Source organism: Mariniphaga sp. (genome assembly GCF_041687215.1).
GTDB lineage: Bacteria > Bacteroidota > Bacteroidia > Bacteroidales > Prolixibacteraceae > Mariniphaga.
In genome coordinates this window covers 35,996-53,804 of record NZ_JAWLCI010000029.1, presented here as the reverse complement: position 1 = coordinate 53,804, position 17,809 = coordinate 35,996, and the positions used below count along the sequence as shown (strand labels likewise).

The 17,809-nt window shown below is 42.8% G+C and carries 13 protein-coding genes; 4 read left to right on the top strand and 9 right to left on the bottom strand.

Annotated elements, in window-relative coordinates:
- The 5 genes from ACESMA_RS11685 to ACESMA_RS11665 all read right to left on the bottom strand — a co-directional run.
- On the bottom strand, window positions 1-380 hold a 380-nt coding region (locus tag ACESMA_RS11685), incomplete at its 3' end, for a class I tRNA ligase family protein (RefSeq protein ID WP_372949001.1).
- Between the two features lie 82 nt (window positions 381-462).
- Entirely contained in the window at window positions 463-1,152 is a 690-nt protein-coding gene (locus ACESMA_RS11680; RefSeq protein WP_372949000.1) for a lipoprotein signal peptidase, read from the bottom strand.
- A gap of 76 nt (window positions 1,153-1,228) precedes the next feature.
- The gene (locus ACESMA_RS11675; RefSeq protein WP_372948999.1) at window positions 1,229-1,606 is read right to left on the bottom strand and encodes a TraR/DksA family transcriptional regulator; all 378 of its coding nucleotides are present in this window, start codon (window positions 1,604-1,606) and stop codon (window positions 1,229-1,231) included.
- Window positions 1,607-1,696: 90 nt separating this feature from the next.
- Window positions 1,697-5,560: an isoleucine--tRNA ligase gene (gene ileS, locus ACESMA_RS11670; protein ID WP_372948998.1), complete on the bottom strand. Its 3,864-nt coding sequence runs from the start codon at window positions 5,558-5,560 to the stop codon at window positions 1,697-1,699.
- Window positions 5,561-5,659: 99 nt separating this feature from the next.
- Complete coding sequence (locus ACESMA_RS11665) at window positions 5,660-6,784, bottom strand: aldose epimerase family protein (protein ID WP_372948997.1); 1,125 nt, start codon at window positions 6,782-6,784, stop codon at window positions 5,660-5,662.
- Window positions 6,785-6,976: 192 nt separating this feature from the next.
- Here ACESMA_RS11665 and ACESMA_RS11660 point away from each other — a divergent pair, with 192 nt between their 5' ends.
- Genes ACESMA_RS11660 through ACESMA_RS11645 form a run of 4 tightly spaced genes read left to right on the top strand, consistent with a single transcriptional unit; the run spans window position 6,977 to window position 11,110 of the window.
- On the top strand, window positions 6,977-8,560 hold the full coding sequence (locus tag ACESMA_RS11660; protein ID WP_372948996.1) for a sulfatase: 1,584 nt from the start codon (window positions 6,977-6,979) through the stop codon (window positions 8,558-8,560).
- 24 nt (window positions 8,561-8,584) lie between these two features.
- Window positions 8,585-9,193, top strand: a complete 609-nt coding sequence (locus ACESMA_RS11655) for a ribonuclease HII (protein ID WP_372948995.1) — start codon at window positions 8,585-8,587, stop codon at window positions 9,191-9,193.
- Between the two features lie 23 nt (window positions 9,194-9,216).
- Entirely contained in the window at window positions 9,217-10,095 is an 879-nt protein-coding gene (locus ACESMA_RS11650) for an energy transducer TonB (protein ID WP_372948994.1), read from the top strand.
- A 7-nt stretch (window positions 10,096-10,102) separates the two neighbouring features.
- Window positions 10,103-11,110 (top strand): 2-hydroxyacid dehydrogenase, encoded by a 1,008-nt coding sequence (locus ACESMA_RS11645; RefSeq protein WP_372948993.1) that lies wholly within the window; start codon window positions 10,103-10,105, stop codon window positions 11,108-11,110.
- A gap of 16 nt (window positions 11,111-11,126) precedes the next feature.
- On the opposite strand, the gene ACESMA_RS11640 is transcribed toward ACESMA_RS11645, so the two are convergent.
- The 4 genes from ACESMA_RS11640 to ACESMA_RS11625 form a co-directional block, all read right to left on the bottom strand.
- Window positions 11,127-12,017 (bottom strand): DUF4249 family protein, encoded by an 891-nt coding sequence (locus ACESMA_RS11640; RefSeq protein ID WP_372948992.1) that lies wholly within the window; start codon window positions 12,015-12,017, stop codon window positions 11,127-11,129.
- An 11-nt stretch (window positions 12,018-12,028) separates the two neighbouring features.
- Window positions 12,029-14,374, bottom strand: a complete 2,346-nt coding sequence (locus ACESMA_RS11635; RefSeq protein WP_372948991.1) for a TonB-dependent receptor — start codon at window positions 14,372-14,374, stop codon at window positions 12,029-12,031.
- A gap of 653 nt (window positions 14,375-15,027) precedes the next feature.
- A complete protein-coding gene (locus ACESMA_RS11630) occupies window positions 15,028-15,966 on the bottom strand; it encodes a helix-turn-helix domain-containing protein (RefSeq protein WP_372948990.1) in 939 nt (312 codons plus the stop codon).
- 76 nt (window positions 15,967-16,042) lie between these two features.
- Window positions 16,043-17,656, bottom strand: a complete 1,614-nt coding sequence (locus ACESMA_RS11625) for a glycoside hydrolase family 31 protein (RefSeq protein WP_372948989.1) — start codon at window positions 17,654-17,656, stop codon at window positions 16,043-16,045.
- Window positions 17,657-17,809: the final 153 nt, after the last annotated feature.

Here is a 17,809-nt window from a genome sequence, read left to right as displayed (position 1 = left end):
CGTGGTTCTATATTTGGAGGTAAAACATTCAATTGCTGCATATTCCGGTGGAAGGTGTTCATGTATTTTTGCACCACTTCCATAGGCTCGAGCTGTTCTACCCGGGCCTTTTTTGAAATTTTGTCTTCACCCGATTCATCAGCTTCGTTTTCCAAGTGGCCAACATCAGTAATATTACGTACATAACGCACTTTGTAACCCAAAAAGGTTAGATACCGGAAAAGTAAATCGAATGTAACATTAGGCCGGGCGTGCCCCAAATGCGAGTCGCTGTAAACCGTAGGCCCGCAAACATACAAACCTACTTTGCCTTCAACCAGCGGTTTAAACAGTTCCTTTTTTCGCGTTAATGTATTGTAAATAACCAGTTGGTTCTTCATAGCGGTTGAAAATTGTACCAGGTGTTGCAAAGTTAAAATAAAATGGAGGAAAACAGTGAAATAATTGCTGCCTGCAAGTGACTTATTCCGGTTTGGGAAACTGATCTTCGGGTGTTTCTTCCGATACCAAAGATTCCTCTTCTGAATCTTGTTCTGTTTTATCGAGTGTATTAAACTGTTTTCTGTAAAAAAGCAAAATGGAAAAAATGCCAACAGTTATTGATGAATCGGCAATGTTAAAAACCGGACGGAAGAAAATAAAATCGTTTCCACCCCAAAATGGAAGCCATTCAGGCAGAGTGGTTTGAATAATTGGGAAATAGAACATATCGACCACCCGCCCATGCAGAAAAGTTTCATAACCGCCACCCTCGGGTAAAAAGTCAGCCACCTGCCCGTAACTGTGATTAAAAATCATTCCGTAAAACAGGCTGTCGATTATATTGCCGATGGCGCCTGAAAAAATGAGTGCAATGCAAACCAAAAATCCAAATGGAATTTCTTTATGCCTGGTTAGCCTGAATAGGTACCAGCCAATTGCAATTACAGCAATTATTCTGAAAATACTTAAAAACATTTTCCCGTATTCGCCGGCAAATTCAAAACCGAAAGCCATTCCGTTGTTTTCCACAAAATGGAGAATAAAAAAATCTTTTATAATTACTATTTCCTCACCCAGCGAAAGGTTGGTTTTAATCCACACCTTCAGCACCTGATCAATAATCAGCACCAAAAAAATTATTATAAGTAATCTGCTTGTACGATTCTTCATAACATGTCATAAAAAAACTCCCGGATATTTTCCTGATAAGAAAACTCCGGGAACCTGTAAATGTTTATTAGAACAATTATCCCAGGCTTCTCTTTGCGTCGATACACAAAGTTGCATGTGGAACTGCGCGCAACCGTTCCTTGGAAATTAGTTTTCCGGTTTCGCGGCAAATGCCGTAGGTTTTGTTCTCAATCCGTACCAGGGCAGCCTGCAAATGCTGAATGAATTTCAACTGTCTTTGCGCCAACTTTCCAGCCTCCTCTTTCGACAGCGTGGCAGCACCTTCTTCTAATACTTTAAACGTGGGTGAGGTATCCTGTGTATCGTTACCATCACCATGAGTAATGGAACTTTTGTACATGTCATAATCTTCCTGAGCTTTTTCAAGCTTCTTAAGTATGATTTGTTTAAATTCCTTCAACTCTTCATCCGAATATCTGGTTTTTTCTCCCATAACAAAAGGGTTTAAATTTATTTTCTTCTAATTCTAGTTTGGCCCAAAATAGTAAATTTTTATTACGCTTTTTAGGCCGAATAACATATCCTAAGCCTGTTTTTCAACAATAATTTTTACAGAAATATCTTTATCTATCTCCACCTCTTTGGCATTTTCAAGTTTTAACTCTTCAACCAACTGAAGATCAACTGCCAAAGTTTGGGCGCAAATATAGTCTTTAAAATTAAATACAGCTTCATTTATTGCATCGTGCTTTTGAATACTCAGCTTAATACGATCAGTAACCTCAAATCCACTTTCTTTCCGCAGGTTCTGAATTTTATTGATGAATTCGCGCGCATAACCTTCCTGCTTTAATTGTTCCGTAACATCAATATCGAGAGCAACAGTCATTTGTCCCTCGGTAGCTACTGTCCAGCCGGGAATGTCTTCTGTAAGAATCTCAACATCATCTTTCGAGATGGTAATGTTCTCTCCGCCGGCTACTATCTCAATCGCACCTGCATTTTCCAATTCAGCAATTTTATGCTGATCGAACTGTACGATTGCGCCCGCAATTTGTTTCATCAACTTCCCGTATTTGGGCCCCAGCGTTTTAAAATTGGGTTTTATTTTCTTTTTAATGATGCCTTCGGTATCGGTCAAAAATTCCACCTCTTTTACATTAACTTCGGCAAGAATGATGTCTTTTACTGCTTCGAACTGTTCTCGAAAATGCGGATTGAGCACCGGCACCATAATTTTAGCGAGTGGCTGACGCACTTTCAGTTTTTCTTTTCGACGAAGGGCCAGAATCATGGAAGAAGCCTTTTGGGCAATACCCATTTTTTCCTCCAAATCTTTATCAATCATTTTAACATCATAATCCGGGAAGTCAGCTAGATGAACACTCTGATCGGGTTCCTTTCCAGTAACTTTATTCAAATCGAAGTACAATAAATCCGCGTAAAATGGTGCAATGGGCGCCATCAGCTTGGCTACTGTTGCCAGGCAGTTGTATAATGTCTGGTAAGCCGAAATTTTATCGGTAGAATATTCCCCGCCCCAGTATCTTTTGCGGCTGAGGCGAACAAACCAGTTGCTCAGGTTTTCAGTAACAAATTCAGAAATGGAACGACCTGCACGGGTGGGCTCGTAAGTTTCGTAACTTTCGCCCACTTCTTTCACCAATGAGTTCAGCAGCGATAAAATCCAGCGGTCGAGTTCCGGGCGTTGATTCACCGGAATTTCTTCCTCTGCAAACCGGAAATTATCCACATTGGCATATAATGCGAAGAAATTATACGTATTGTAAAGCGTCCCGAAAAATTTTCGTTTCATTTCTTCCACGCCTTCCACATCGAATTTCAGGTTATCCCAGGGTTGAGCGTTCGTAATCATGTACCAGCGAAGCGGGTCAGAGCCGTACTTCTCTATGGTATCAAACGGATCGACTGCATTGCCCAATCGTTTCGACATTTTGTTGCCGCTCTTGTCGAGAACCAGGCCGTTGGAAATGATGTTTTTAAACGAAACCGAATCGCTGACCATAGTTGCAATGGCATGTAGCGTAAAAAACCAACCGCGGGTTTGATCAACACCTTCAGCAATAAAATCGGCAGGAAAAAGCCGAGCCCCACCCCAGCCCTCCCCTAAGGGGAGGGTGTTCAGGGCAGTGGTTATTTTGTGAAGTACTTCTTCAATATCATTGATAATTTTTTCATTTTTAAAACGAAGTACTTCAAAACCCAGTTGATTCAGAATTTTGGTTCTCTCATTATCGGAAATTTCAATTTCAGGTAATGTATGATAACCACCGTCCACCTCAAGAACTAAATGTTTTTCCAGACAAACAAAATCAACAATAAACTGATCAATTATATGCTGACGTCTGAATTGGTAGCCTTCTAATTGTTTTCCTTTTAAATTCTTCCACAAAAAAACTTCAGCATCCGTTGGATTTTCTTTTTGTTTTTTTGCCAGTTCTTTCAAAAGACCATAACTTGAATCTCTCGCAGTCTGCCACTTCGGAGTTCCAAATTCTCCCCCTTTGGGGGAGTTAGAGGGGGCTTTTGTTTCAAACGGGAAATGATGTTGCGCGTAAGGCATGGCGCCCGAGTCGAACCAAACGTCAATTAAATCGGGTTCGCGAAACATTTTTTTGCCCGAAGGCGAAACCAGCACCACATTGTCAATGTATGGTTTGTGCAGGTCAATATGTTCATAGTTTTCTTTCGAATTTTCTCCCGGTTTAAAATTTTCATAAGGATTTTCAGTCATAAAACCGGCCTCCCTGGCTTTTTCAATTTCAGCCATCAATTCTTTGGCTGAGCCGATACAGATTTCTTCGGAACCATCTTCGGTACGCCAGATGGGCAGCGGGGTTCCCCAGAACCGCGAACGGCTCAGGTTCCAGTCCACCAGATTTTCGAGCCAGTTGCCAAACCGCCCGGTACCGGTTGACTGCGGTTTCCAGTTGATGGTGTTGTTCAGTTCCACCATGCGCTCTTTTACCGCCGTGGTTTTTATGAACCATGAATCGAGCGGATAATAAAGCACCGGTTTGTCGGTCCGCCAGCAGTGCGGATAGTTGTGCGTTAATTTCTCAATTTTGAATGCTTTGTTCTGGAGTTTCAACATCACCGAAATGTCCACATCCACCGTGGGATCGTCTTCGGTTAGTTTTTCGCTGTAGTCGTTTTTCACATAACGACCGGAAAAATCGTGATATTTTTCAGTATTTACGAATTCTTTCACAAACGAATCGGCCAATTCCGAAATCAGGAAAAACCGTCCTTTTTTATCGACCAGTGCCTGGGTTTTTCCGTCGACATCTTCCACAATAAGCGGCGAAATTCCGTTTAGTTTGGCTACACGGTCATCATCGGCGCCAAATGTTGGGGCAATGTGCACAATTCCGGTACCATCTTCAATGGTCACAAAATCTCCGGTAATTACTTCAAACGCTTTCCCTTTGGGCTTTACCCACTCAATCAGTTGTTCGTACTGAACTCCGGCCAGTTCTTCGCCCGAATATTCAGTCAGAATTTTATACGGAATATTTTTATCTCCCTGAATGTATTCTTCAAATAGAGCATTTTCACTTTCAGCATTAAAATAAACATGTAGCAGGTCTTTGGCGAGAATAAGAGTTGCAGGAGTTCCGGTATATGGATTGAATGTTTTTATTTTCACGTATCGAATCTGCGCACCAACTGCCAGCGCCGTGTTCGACGGCAGTGTCCATGGTGTGGTGGTCCAGGCCAGGAAATACAAATCGGTGTCCACGTTATCAAAAAGAAATTCCGAACGTTCGTTGCGGATGGCTTTAAACTGGGCCACAATGGTGGTGTCTTTCACGTCGCGGTAGCAGCCCGGCTGGTTCAGTTCGTGCGAACTCAATCCGGTTCCGGCGGCAGGCGAATAGGGCTGAATAGTGTACCCTTTGTAAAGCAATCCTTTGTTGTATATTTGTTTCAGCAGCCACCATACGGTTTCAATATACCGGCTGTCGAAAGTAATGTATGGGTCGTCCATGTTTACCCAGTAGCCCATAATGCGGGTGAGTTCTTCCCATTCACGGGTATATTTCATCACCTCTCTGCGGCAGGCAGCATTGTATTCTTCAACCGAAATTTTCTTTCCAATGTCTTCTTTGGTAATATTCAGCGACTTTTCCACGCTCAATTCCACCGGCAAACCATGGGTGTCCCAGCCAGCCTTGCGGTGTACGCGGAAACCTTTCATGGTTTTGTAGCGACAGAAAATATCTTTGATAGCTCGGGCCATCACATGGTGAATTCCCGGCATCCCGTTGGCCGATGGTGGACCTTCGTAAAAAACAAATGTGGGTTTCCCTTCGCGGGTGGAAATACTTTTATGAAACGTATCGTCTTCTTCCCAGCGTTTTAGAACCTCTTTATTAATCTGAGAAAGGTCTAACTGCTTGTATTCCTGAAATTTATTCGTCATAAAACTCCTAACTCTGCTGCTTTCGTTAAAAAAATATGCAAATATAGGAATTTTTTAAGGTGGGTGTTTGAAATGGGTTGGTAAAACCAGATTCAAAAACTATTCTTCCACGCCAAACTTATACACGCAAACCGAATAATACTCTTGGCCGGGTTCCAGAATAGTTGATGGGAAATCGGGCTGGTTGGGACTGTCGGGAAAGTGCTGTGTTTCCAGGCAGAATGACGAACGGTGAGTGTAAACTTTTCCCGCCTTTCCGGTGTCACTTCCATCGAGGAAATTGCCGCCGTAAAACTGTAAACCGGGTTCGTTGGTGTAAACTTCCAGCGTTCGGCCCGAAACGGGTTCCACAACCCGTGCAGCAAATGTCAGTTCATTTTCAGCAGGAAAAAGAACCCAATTGTGGTCGTAGCCCAAACCGTATTTCAATTGTTCAAAATTATCGTCCACCCGGTCACCAATTGCAATTGGCGTGCGGAAATCCATAGGGGTACCTTCCACCGCAGCAATTTCGCCGGTGGGAATCAAACCCTCATCAACCGGAGTGTAAAAATCGGCATTGATTTGCAGAATATGGTCATTAATGGTTCCGCTTCCGTCGCCTTTCAGATTAAAAAAAGAATGGTGCGTCAAATTTACCGGAGTGGGCCGATCGGTGGTTGCCCAATATTCAATTTTCAATTCGTTTTCATCCGTTAATTGATACTGCACTTTCACATCCAGGTTTCCCGGATAACCTTCTTCCATGTGGGGCGAAGTGTAAGTTAAAACAAGGGTTTTTTCATCTGGTTGAGAGGCATTCCAAACCACGTCGTTAAATCCTTTGGTACCTCCGTGCAGGTGGTTTTCATCGTTGTTCTGTACCAGCGAATATAAGGTATCATTCAGTATAAACTGCCCTTTGGCTATGCGGTTTCCGTAGCGGCCAATCAGTGCACCGTAATAGATTTCATTGGAATTCAAATATCCTTCCAATGTTTCGTAACCGGTTACAATGTCGGCAAAATTTCCATTTTTATCAGGAACCCACAGATTTACTACGCGTCCGCCAAAATTAGTGATTTGGGTAACCACACCATTTGCATTCTCTAAAGTAAACATTTTCACCGCTTTGCCGTCAATTATCCCTGCAAAGGTTTCTGCATTTATTTTTTCGGGTTGTTTGGGTTGCGGAGTACAGGAAAATAAGGCAATAATTATAAAAAACAGGACTGTATTTTTCATCTCATTATAATTTAATATTTAAACGGTATTCGATGGAACTCGCTTTGTGATGTTCTATTTTTGTGGTAAAATTATACCATGCTCGTTTCATTTTAAGTTAATTTTGTTTTTTATGAATGATGCTGCTAATTTACGGGTAATTTTTACACCTGAAAATAAGTTTGAAAAAGTAAATCTAAAAAAAGATAAACCATGCAAAAGTTTCACACTTCTCCTATTTTTTTCCTTTTCATTTTAATTCTTCTGGCAGGTTGCCAGTCTCAAACTGAACAACCCCAGCGACCCAATATTTTATTTGCCATTGCCGACGACGCCTCGTGGAAACATTTTGGCGCTTATGGCTGCGACTGGGTAAAAACGCCCGCATTCGACCGCGTGGCCAGCGAAGGGATTCTGTTTACCCGCGCTTACACACCCAATGCCAAGTGCGCTCCTTCGCGTTCGTGCATTTTAACCGGCCGCAACAGTTGGCAACTGGAAGAAGCTGCCAACCACTCCCCGCTTTTCCCAGCAAAATTTAAAACCTATGCCGAGGCACTTGCAGAGCATGGTTACTGGGTGGGCAGCACGGCCAAAGGATGGGCTCCGGGCGATCCGGGTGAAATTAACGGGAAAAGGCGCGAACTCACCGGGCCTAAATTTGATGAGTTTAAAACCGAACCGCCGGCAAAGTTTATTTCGAATAACGACTACGCCAGAAATTTTGAAGCATTTCTGGAAAAACGACCCGAAGGACAGCCTTTCTGTTTTTGGTACGGAAGCACCGAACCGCACCGGGCTTATGAATACGAAGCCGGAATAAAATACGGCGGGAAAAACCTCGATGAAGTTGACGAGGTGCCAACTTTCTGGCCCGATGTGGATACCGTCCGCACCGACATGCTCGATTATGCTTTCGAAATTGAATATTTCGACCTCCATCTGCAGCGCATGTTGCAAAAACTGGAAGAACTGGGCGAACTGGAAAACACGCTGGTAATTGTAACTGCTGACAACGGCATGCCTTTCCCGCGCACAAAAGGGCAGGTATATGAATATTCCAACCACCTGCCACTGGCTGTGATGTGGCCCGACGGAATTAAAAATCCGGGGCGAATAGTGCATGATTTTGTGAATTTTATCGATTTCACTCCCACCTACCTCGAACTGGCCGGACTCACTGCTGAAGTTGCAGGAATGCAGCCCGTTACCGGGAAAAGTTTAACCGATATTTTCTTTGCCGAAAAGGATGGGAACGTGGTTACTGACCGCGACCATATTTTGGTGGGAAAAGAGCGCCACGATGTGGGGCGCCCGGACGACCAGGGCTATCCTGTGCGGGGAATTTTTAAAGGCGATTACCTTTACCTGCGTAATTTTAAACCCGAACGCTGGCCCAAAGGAAATCCGGAAACCGGGTATCTTAATTGCGATGGCAGTCCCACCAAAACTTACATTCTGGACACCCGGCGTAAAAAAGGCATCATGGAATACTGGCAACTCAACTTCGGGAAACGGGTGGCGGAAGAAATGTACAATGTGGTGGAAGACCCGTTTTGTATGAATAATCTGGCCGATGCTGAAGCTTATGCAGAACTGAAAACTGAAATGGAAACTGAAATGGCTGAGCAACTTACTGCTCAGGGCGATCCACGCATTCTGGGCAACGGCGATATTTTCGATAATTATCCTTACCAGGGTGCCGTTCAGAATTATTACAACCGTTACATGGCCGGGGAAAAAATACCGGCGGGCTGGGTAAACGAAACCGATTACGATGCTGATTTAATGGAGTAAAACAATCAGAATCATTTCAGAAGAATGAAACTTCATCTTTTACCTTTTTTTAAAGAAGGAATTTTGGAAGCCGGATGCGACGAAGCGGGCCGCGGATGCCTGGCCGGCCCGGTAGTGGCGGCTGCGGTTATTCTACCTCCGGATTTTGATTACGGAGTATTGAATGACTCCAAAAAACTTTCGGAAAAACAACGGAAAGAACTTCGGCCACTGATTGAAAACGGGGCGCTGGCATGGGCCGTGGAAATGGTTTCCAACGAGGAAATCGACAAGGTGAATATTCTGAATGCCTCATTTCTGGCCATGAACCGGGCGGTGCAAAAACTGAAAAAAAACCCGGAACACTTGCTCATCGATGGAAACCGGTTCAGGCCGCAAACCAAAATTCCCTTCACCTGCATGATAAAAGGCGACGGACGGTTTTACTCCATTGCAGCGGCTTCGGTGCTGGCCAAAACCTGGCGCGATGAGTATATGGAAAAAATCCACCTGGAATTTCCCCGGTACGATTGGGCCCGTAACAAAGGTTATCCGACATTAAAACACCGCGAAGCCATTATGAAATATGGTGTGACCAAATACCACCGTTTGTCGTTCAGGTTATTAAACGAGCAGTTAAAACTGAATTTCTGAGCGTTTTTTCTTAAATTAACCGCATGAAATATTTGGCACACATCTTATTTTTTTTTCTGCCGCTTTTTCTTTCGGGGCAAAACGATACGGTTTTATTTTTCGGACCGAATGGTAAAATGAACTCCGGGGAAAATCCGGTTTTAAAAAAAGAAATTAAATACCGTGGAAAAAACCGGGTGAGAATCAATACGGAAAAGCTTGCAGATGATGGTTCATGGACTTTTTTATTCACCGAGCGGGTCAGAAGAAAAAGTACTGAGCTGTTTCATATCCGGATTAAAGGACAGGAATTTTCGGAACAAATTGAACGCCGGTTTGAACCGCAATCCGACGGAACCCAGATATTTACGGACCTGCAAAATGATCAGATAAAACGTACGGGTTTAACCCAATCAAAAATTCCACTCATTTTCCACGGCAAACTTACCGAGTATTATCCCAACGGAAATGTAAAATCAATTTCGGTTTACGAAAACAATGAGCTTATTTCGAACCAAAACTGGAAGGAAAACGGAGATAATTACATCGACAATATTTTTTATTCGGTGGAACGCGAGCCGCGGTTTTTGCGGGGAACACAGGCATTACACCAACATGTTTTGAAAACGTTCAAAGAATCGGAGGTTGATCTCTCGCAAATGGAAGGCCGGCTAGTGGTGGGTTTTGTAGTAATGGAAAACGGAGAAATCGACGGCATTCGGATTGAACGTGGGTTGGGACTTGATTTGAACAATCTGGCGCTAACTGCATTTCATACCCTGAGAGGTGAGTGGCAGCCTGCCATGCTCAATGGCGAAAGTGTAAGATTTTACCAGTTGTTTCCCATCAATTTCATTTACAGGAAATTTGATTTCGACTACCTGGAAATGAGAGGGAGCATGTTGTACTGGGAGATAAATTAACGAAACAATGAAAGTAGCATTTTTTAGTTCAAAGTCTTACGACGAAGAATATTTCAATCAAATCAATAAAAAGTACGGACACGAATTGCAGTTTTTCGAAACCCGGCTCGACAGCCACACCGTGAAACTGACCAAAGAATTTGACGCGGTTTGCGCTTTTGTGAACGATAAGGTGGACGCCAAAACCTTGAAAGGACTCAGCAAAAGAAATATTAAGCTGCTCACGCTGCGTTGTGCCGGATTCAACAATGTGGATTTGGAAGCTGCTGAAAAACACGGCATCACCGTTTTGCGCGTGCCGGCCTATTCGCCCGAAGCTGTGGCCGAACATGCACTGGCGCTTATTCTTACCCTCAACCGTAAAACCCACAAGGCTTACAACCGCGTACGCGAGGGTAATTTTTCGCTGGAACGGCTCACCGGTTTTAACGTCAGCGGCAAAACCATCGGGGTGATTGGTACCGGCGCAATCGGCCGCGCATTTATTCAGTTGCTTAAAGGGTTCAAAACGAAAATTAAGGCTTATGATCCTTATCCAAACGAACAACTGAAAAAGGAAGGCGTGGAATATGTTTCGCTGGAAGAATTGCTGACTGAATCGGATATTATTTCGTTGCACTGTCCGCTCACCCCGGAAACCCACCGGATGATAAATGGCCAAACGCTGAAACATGTAAAACAGGGCGCTATGCTGATTAACACCAGCCGCGGAAAACTCATCGACACCGAAGCGGTTATTGACGCATTGCGGGAAAAAAAGCTGGGCTCGCTGGGCATTGATGTGTATGCCGAAGAAGAAAAACTGTTTTTTAAAGACCTCTCGGAAATGATTATTGACGACGATACCATTTCACGGCTCATTGCACTGCCCAATGTGCTGATTACCGCCCACCAGGCATTTCTTACCCGCGAAGCGCTGGAACAAATTGCCGAAACCACCCTACAAAATATTTCAGGTTTCGAAAAAGGACAAATAAACAAACAAAACCAGGTGGGAACGGAGAATTTGGGGTAAAGGAAACCGGGCATCTTTATTTTCGTAAGTTGTTTTCTATAGCCTGGTCAATCACAACAACATTCGAGTTTGAAACATCGTGTGCGGTGAACAGGCCCAAAACCGGTTTTCCGTCGGAGGCAGTAAAATTACCCTGAATGTTGGCGGGAGGAACACTGAACAAATTGCCGGTTTGCGCCTGGTTGAATAGCTGAAAATAAAAATCGTAGGCAAATGCCGAAATCGAAGTTTGTTTTACCAGTACCGTATCGCCCAAATTCAGTTTCCGGTCTTCCGGATTGGAAGGCTGGTGAAAATCGGTAAAAATTTCGAAACTGTAAATATAATTGCCGTCCACCAGTTCGTCGCTGGCAAAAACGAGGAAATCCGATTGGCTCAAAAGGATGTCGTTTATGTAAATATCCCATTTGTAATAGTTGCCCATTCCGGGGGGTTCGTTTCCGTAGGTAAAAATACCCAGAAACCGGTTATCGCCTCGCAACGATGGACGCACCTGAATAGAATCAATGGGTTCAACAGCCGACAGAAAATCACGGGCGGTAAGTTCAATGCCGTCCACGTTTATGGTAACTGTATATTCCTTTTCCGTTTCTCCTTTAAAATCCTGCCCATCGGGAGTGGTGTACCATCCCCGTTTTTCAGCGCTTTCAATTAGTTCGACTGATTTTGGCGGTTGGGCATCGTCTGAAACCGTCACCTTTGCCCCGCTGATCCCGATGTATTCGTTATCGTTACTCACTTTCTGACTTTTGTAGAGGTAAACAAAAGGATTGCTTTCGGTGGTTATTTTGGCTTCAACCGCGTAAAATTCAAATTCCTCTTCGCTCAGTTTCACATCTACAATATCTTCGCACGAGTTGAACAAAGCGGAAAATAATATCAGGATAACAGTTATTTTATTCTTCATGGCATTGCTTTTTAAAAATTAATGTTCCAGGTTATAGCCGGAATAACAGTTCCGATTATGGAAAGCCGCGTAGCTTCTGTTATCCGGGGATTTTCTTCGTTCTGTCTGAAATAGATGGAATAGGCATTGCGCCGGGCATACACGTTGTACAACGAAATATTCAGCGACCGTTTGACTTTCCGGGTTTCGTTTTTCCGCGGATTCCAGGTGGCTGAAAGGTCGAGCCGGTGATAGTCGGGAATGCGGTTGCTGTTCCGGTCGGCATAGTAAAACAGCGTATTCCCCTGAACATTGTATTTGGCCACCGGGTAAGTCACCGGGCTACCGGTTGAAAAAACCCAGTTGGCCGAAACCGTAAAGCGGGAATTCAAATCGTGGTTCAGCACCACCGAAACATCGTGGGTGCGGTCGTAAGTTGACGGATAGGCTTTGCCGTTGTTGATGCCCGGCACTTTTCGCATGGAGCGGGCCAGAGTGTAACTTACCCAGCCGGTAAACTGCCCTTCCTGCCTTTTCGCCATCAACTCCATTCCGTAGGCATAGCCGCTTCCGCGCAGCAACTCGGTTTCCAGGTTTTCGTTTAAAAACAGCTCGGCGCCGTCTTTGTAATCGATGATGTTTTGCATATCCTTGTAGTAAACTTCAACAGAAGTTTCAAATTCATTCCGGTTGAAATTGCGGAAATACCCGGCGGCCACCTGGTTCGAAATCAGCGGTTTGATGTATTTGTTTGAAGGCAGCCAAATGTCGAGCGGGGTGGGCGAATTGGTGTTGGAAATGAGGTGCAGGTTTTGGACCATCCGGTTGTACGAAGCTTTTACCGAGCTGGTGGAACCGGTAGTAAGCCTGGCCGAAAAACGCGGCTCAAGGTTTACAAACGGCGAACCAATCCGCTCCCCTTTTTCGTAACTGATTTCATTAATCACCTCATTGCCCCGGGGTGAATCAGGATTCAGGTATTCCCGAACCTTCCCCTCGCCCACCTGCTGAAACACACTTAACCTGAGGCCGTATTCCATCGAAAACAGGTCGCCAATTTTCTGTTCGTTGGAAATATAAGCCGAACCGTCGATGGCGTTGTAACGTGTAAGGTTCAGGGTTTGAAAAAAGGAATTTTCACTGGCCTTAATGTTTCCGGGCTCAAAACGGTGGCGAATCAGGTTCAGACCAAAATTTATACGATTGTCGGTATTCAGGAACCACGAAAAATTCTGCTTGAAATTGTAGTCGCGTACATGCGAACTCCAGTCGAACTGATCGGCTGTATTGCCCGGCACACCCAGGTTGTAGTCGTAATTAGAATAGATGAGCGACGTATTCGAAAAAAGTTTTCCGTTAAAAATATGATTCCAGCGAACGGTTCCGGTAATGTTTCCCCAGCGCATGTAAAGCGATTCGCCCAGCTTAAAATAATCGTCGCCCGTGTAGGCAGAAAAATAGAGTCTGTCTTTGTCCGAAAGCTTCACATTGGTTTTCAGGTTGAGGTCGTAAAAATACAACTGGTTTTCCTTCAGCTCCTCAATTCCGATAAGCCTTCCCACCACATCTGCATAAGTTCTACGGCCCGAAACGATAAAACTCCATTTATCCTGAATAATTGGACCTTCGAAGGTTAACCGGCTCGAAATGTTACCAATCCCCGCCTGCCCGCTGAAATGTTTGCTGTTTCCTTCCTTCATCCGGATATCGATAACCGAAGAAGCCTTTCCGCCGTATTCAGCCGGAATGCCGCCTTTATAGACATCGATATCTTTGATGGCATCGGAATTAAAAACCGAAAAGAAACCCAGCAGGTGGGAAGCATTGTACACCGGAGCTTCGTCGAGAATGAGCAGGTTTTGGTCGGGCCCGCCGCCGCGCACGTACAAACCTGAGCTGCCTTCCCCGCCGCTCTGAATTCCCGGCAGCAGGGTAATGGTTTTCAGCACATCGGTTTCGCCCATAAACGACGGTAGCTTTTCCACCATTTTTACCGACACGCGTTCCATGCTCATTTCCGTGCCGGTAATGTTCCGATCTCTCCGTTCGGCCATAACTACCACATCACCCAGTTGCGTGGATTCTTCCACCATAAAAACATCAAGGATTTGGTTTTCTTCAAGGTCAATTTCCACGATTTGCGTTTCATAACCAATAAACGAAAAACTGATCCGGTGGGTGCCCTGCGAAAGTGTAATGGAATAAAATCCGTATGCATTGGACGTTACGCCCTTCTGAATTTCGGGAACATAGCAGGTTGCCCCGGTAAGTGCCTCGCCGCTTTCCGCATCGCGAATGTACCCGCTCAGGGTAGCGGTTTGCGCATACGCTTCAAGATAAAGGCTTCCGAGAAGGACAACCAGAATAATTTGTTTCATGTTTCCTCGTTGAATTGTTTTCGTTGCTGTAATCCGCTTAATGCAAAGCATTAAATTGTTTAATGAAAGTTGAACAAATCTACAGCTAAAAAGGATTAAAAATCGATTAAAATTTCGTGAGAAATAGGTTTTTATCGGCAAACCCCCGGATATACCTTATCAAAATGGACTTGAAAAAAATGAGGGTAAGCTGGAAGTCTTTTCGTTAAGGTTACCAAGAAAAAAGGAGTACAATCACTTTTGCACTCCTCCTAACCGGGTTGTCCCAGCCGGCGAAGTATCGAACTTTTTGCTGGAGGATTTTGATGCGGTATTGAGCTTTATGGATGCTGAAATGCAAAAGAAAATGCGTTAGATATGAGTAGTGATCCCTGTTTGTTGCATTTGGTGAAAGTGAATGAATAACGGATTTGTTAAAATTTTCGCTAATAAATTCAGACTTTTCACCATCATTGTTTCTAACAGGTATGCTTCATTTGCTATTGGGTTATTGAAACAAGAATTTCTAACCTGAACTATTCATAAACTTTTAAAAATATGAATAAAGTTTAGGTTAACTTCGACTTAGATGAAGTTAAACTTTTTTCAAAAGATTTACTGAATCTTAGTCGCTGCAGGAGACAGGAATATCTCATGAATTATTCGGGCTAAATTTACCCCACACTTTTATAAAAGCTGTATTTGCTGTTTTTTATATTTTGGACCAGGGGCCTCGTTAAATTATCTTCATTATTAGCAAAGCTATTTACTATGTTGGCAGGTGTTGAACCAAACATTCTTTTAAAACATTTTATAAAATACGATACATTATTAAATCCCGATTGGTAACAAGCTTCAGTGACTGATATGTCTTTGTGGTTTAATAATATATGTGCATTTTGTAATCGTAAAATTCTGATAAATTCTACAGGAGAATGACCTGTAATTTCTTTCATATTACGGTACAATTGCGTGGTACTTGAGTTCATTTTCCCGGCCAGTTTTTGCACGTTGAAATCGGGATCAGCTATATTCTCCTTCAAAATTTTTCTTACAGTTTTTACAAATCGTTCCTCCTTCGATTCGTTATTGCCCTCAAGTTCAATCATATAATTTTGTGACAGGTATTTTTCTTTTATAAGAATCCTGTTTTGTATTAATCTGTTTACCTGGGCGGCAAGTAAGTTAATGTCAAATGGTTTGGGAATGATGCTGTCTGCACCAACTTCGTATCCTTTTATTTTTTGACTAATCGTGTTTTTTGATATGAATAAAATAAGCGGAATATGGCATAATTTTAAATCACTCTTTATTTGTCTGCATAATTCAAAACCGTTCAACCCTTGAATTGCAAAAGTTGTAAGGATTAATGATGGATTTATTTTCCATGCAATCTTCAGTGCATCCAATCCATTTGAAGCTGTAATAATATTGTAATTTTCTGAAAAATAATTACTTAAAGTGTTAAGTGAGCTTTTATTAACATCAATTATTAATAGTGTTGATTTTTCTTCTGAAATTGGAATATTCACAAAGTTTCTTTGAAATTCAGTAAAAAAAGGATTTAAAAAATTATTTTTTAAATCCTCATTATATTTTTCGAATCCTTTCATTTTTTCCTCTCCTTCTTTTCAAAACCCTTTGCTAATCTGCGATTTATATTCTTTCAAATCGTTTTTAATAATCTGGTTACATTTTTTTAAAGTAGGGCAATCGTTCCAGGGGTACCTGAATTTCCAAAGTTTTTCCACCTTTTATGATTCTGCCATCATCTCCTTCCCATTTACCTTTTGGAAACGCAACGGTACGGGAACGGGCTCCTTTTTCTACCACAGGCGCCACCAAAATTTCATCTCCCAGCATAAATTGATCTTTGATTGTTTCAAACCCACTTTCAGGAAAAGCCAGCGACATAGGCTTCACAATGGGTTCTCCGGTTTTTGATGCATGTTTTGCCAAATCCAGAATCATTGGACCCATTTTTTCATGAAGTTTAGCCATTTCAAGACATATTGCCTGATTTTCTTTTGAAAGAACTCTCCATGGAGCGACAGAAAATTGCATCATTGGCATTAAAGCATGAACCTGGGCAGACCTTACTACCAATTCTTCATCCATGGTAGATGCCTGTAGAAATGACTGATACTCACCCCCACCAATCATATCGGGGCAGGTATAAGTATATCCCATAACACTTTGTGACATCTGGTCGGGTATCAGTTTTTGCAAATCTTCCCAGTTGTGTGCTTTATCTCTCAACCGCTGAACCAAAGGCAGTCCGGCCATTTTCCATGATGCCCTGTATTCATTAAGGGGATATTTTAAGCCGATTTCAGCAAAATAGGTGGTGTGATCGTTTGGTGTACTTTTGTTAAATGAAATAATATCGCCGGTATAAAAGCGGGCGTCTCCGGCATCTAATTTAAACCCGTCAACTCCATATTCATCAACTAGATAATCCATTTGCTCCTGATACCATTTTTGCGTTTTCGGGTTGCTTAAGTCGAGACATGCGCTGGCCCCGTTCCACCATCGTATAATAGCCGCTTTGTTTTGGGTATTTTCCCAATGAACATCCGGTGTATTGTCTCCCTCCAAAAGCAGCATACCTTCTTTGGCAAGATACCTGAAAACTTCCGAGTCGGGACTAACAAACGGACATATCCATAACATAACCTTAAAACCCATGCTATGCAATTTATTAATCATTCCTTTGGGGTCAGTAAAACGACGGGTTGAAAACTTCCAGGTACCATAATTCTCCTGCCAGTTGTCGTCAATCATAATAACTCCCGGCGGATACCCCTTGCTGATTATATCTTCTGCATATTTCAGAATATCGTCTTCGTTCTGATCATACATTAATTCAATCCATGTATTGTATTGAGGATGAGTGAATAACATTTCGTCGGGTATTTCTCCGTTGGAAGGAAAAAACTTCTTGCAAACAAATTCGTATGCATCTCTCAGGTTATCTCCTTCTTTTCCATGATGAATTTTTCCTACTCGTCCGGTAACGGTTAGTTTCCCTTTTTCGAACGAATATTTAATGGGGTCTTCGCTCCAGATGTATCTTCCTTTGCTTGAAAGCAAAAGCGGCTGCGCCTGATTGCCCTGATTGTCGCCCCACAAATCGTAAGTAACATCAGATGTGGCATCATACGGGGTTTCATGACCTTTTGAACTAAGACCTCCCCACCAATACTCATCCTGGTCAATATTCAAAACTACTTCATCGCCCTTTTGAGCAAATAAATGGGTTGCAATTAATAGCAGGGTAATAAATAGAATTCCTTTATTCATTTGATTATAAAGTAAAAAAGTTTTTTTGTATGGTTGATTGTTTTAATTGGTACAGGCAAAATTTTAGTTTAAACACTTGCAGATTATACCAATAAAATATGGCTATTTATATTCTCTAACAACAATATTCCCCAGTTTAATTTATTGAAAGTT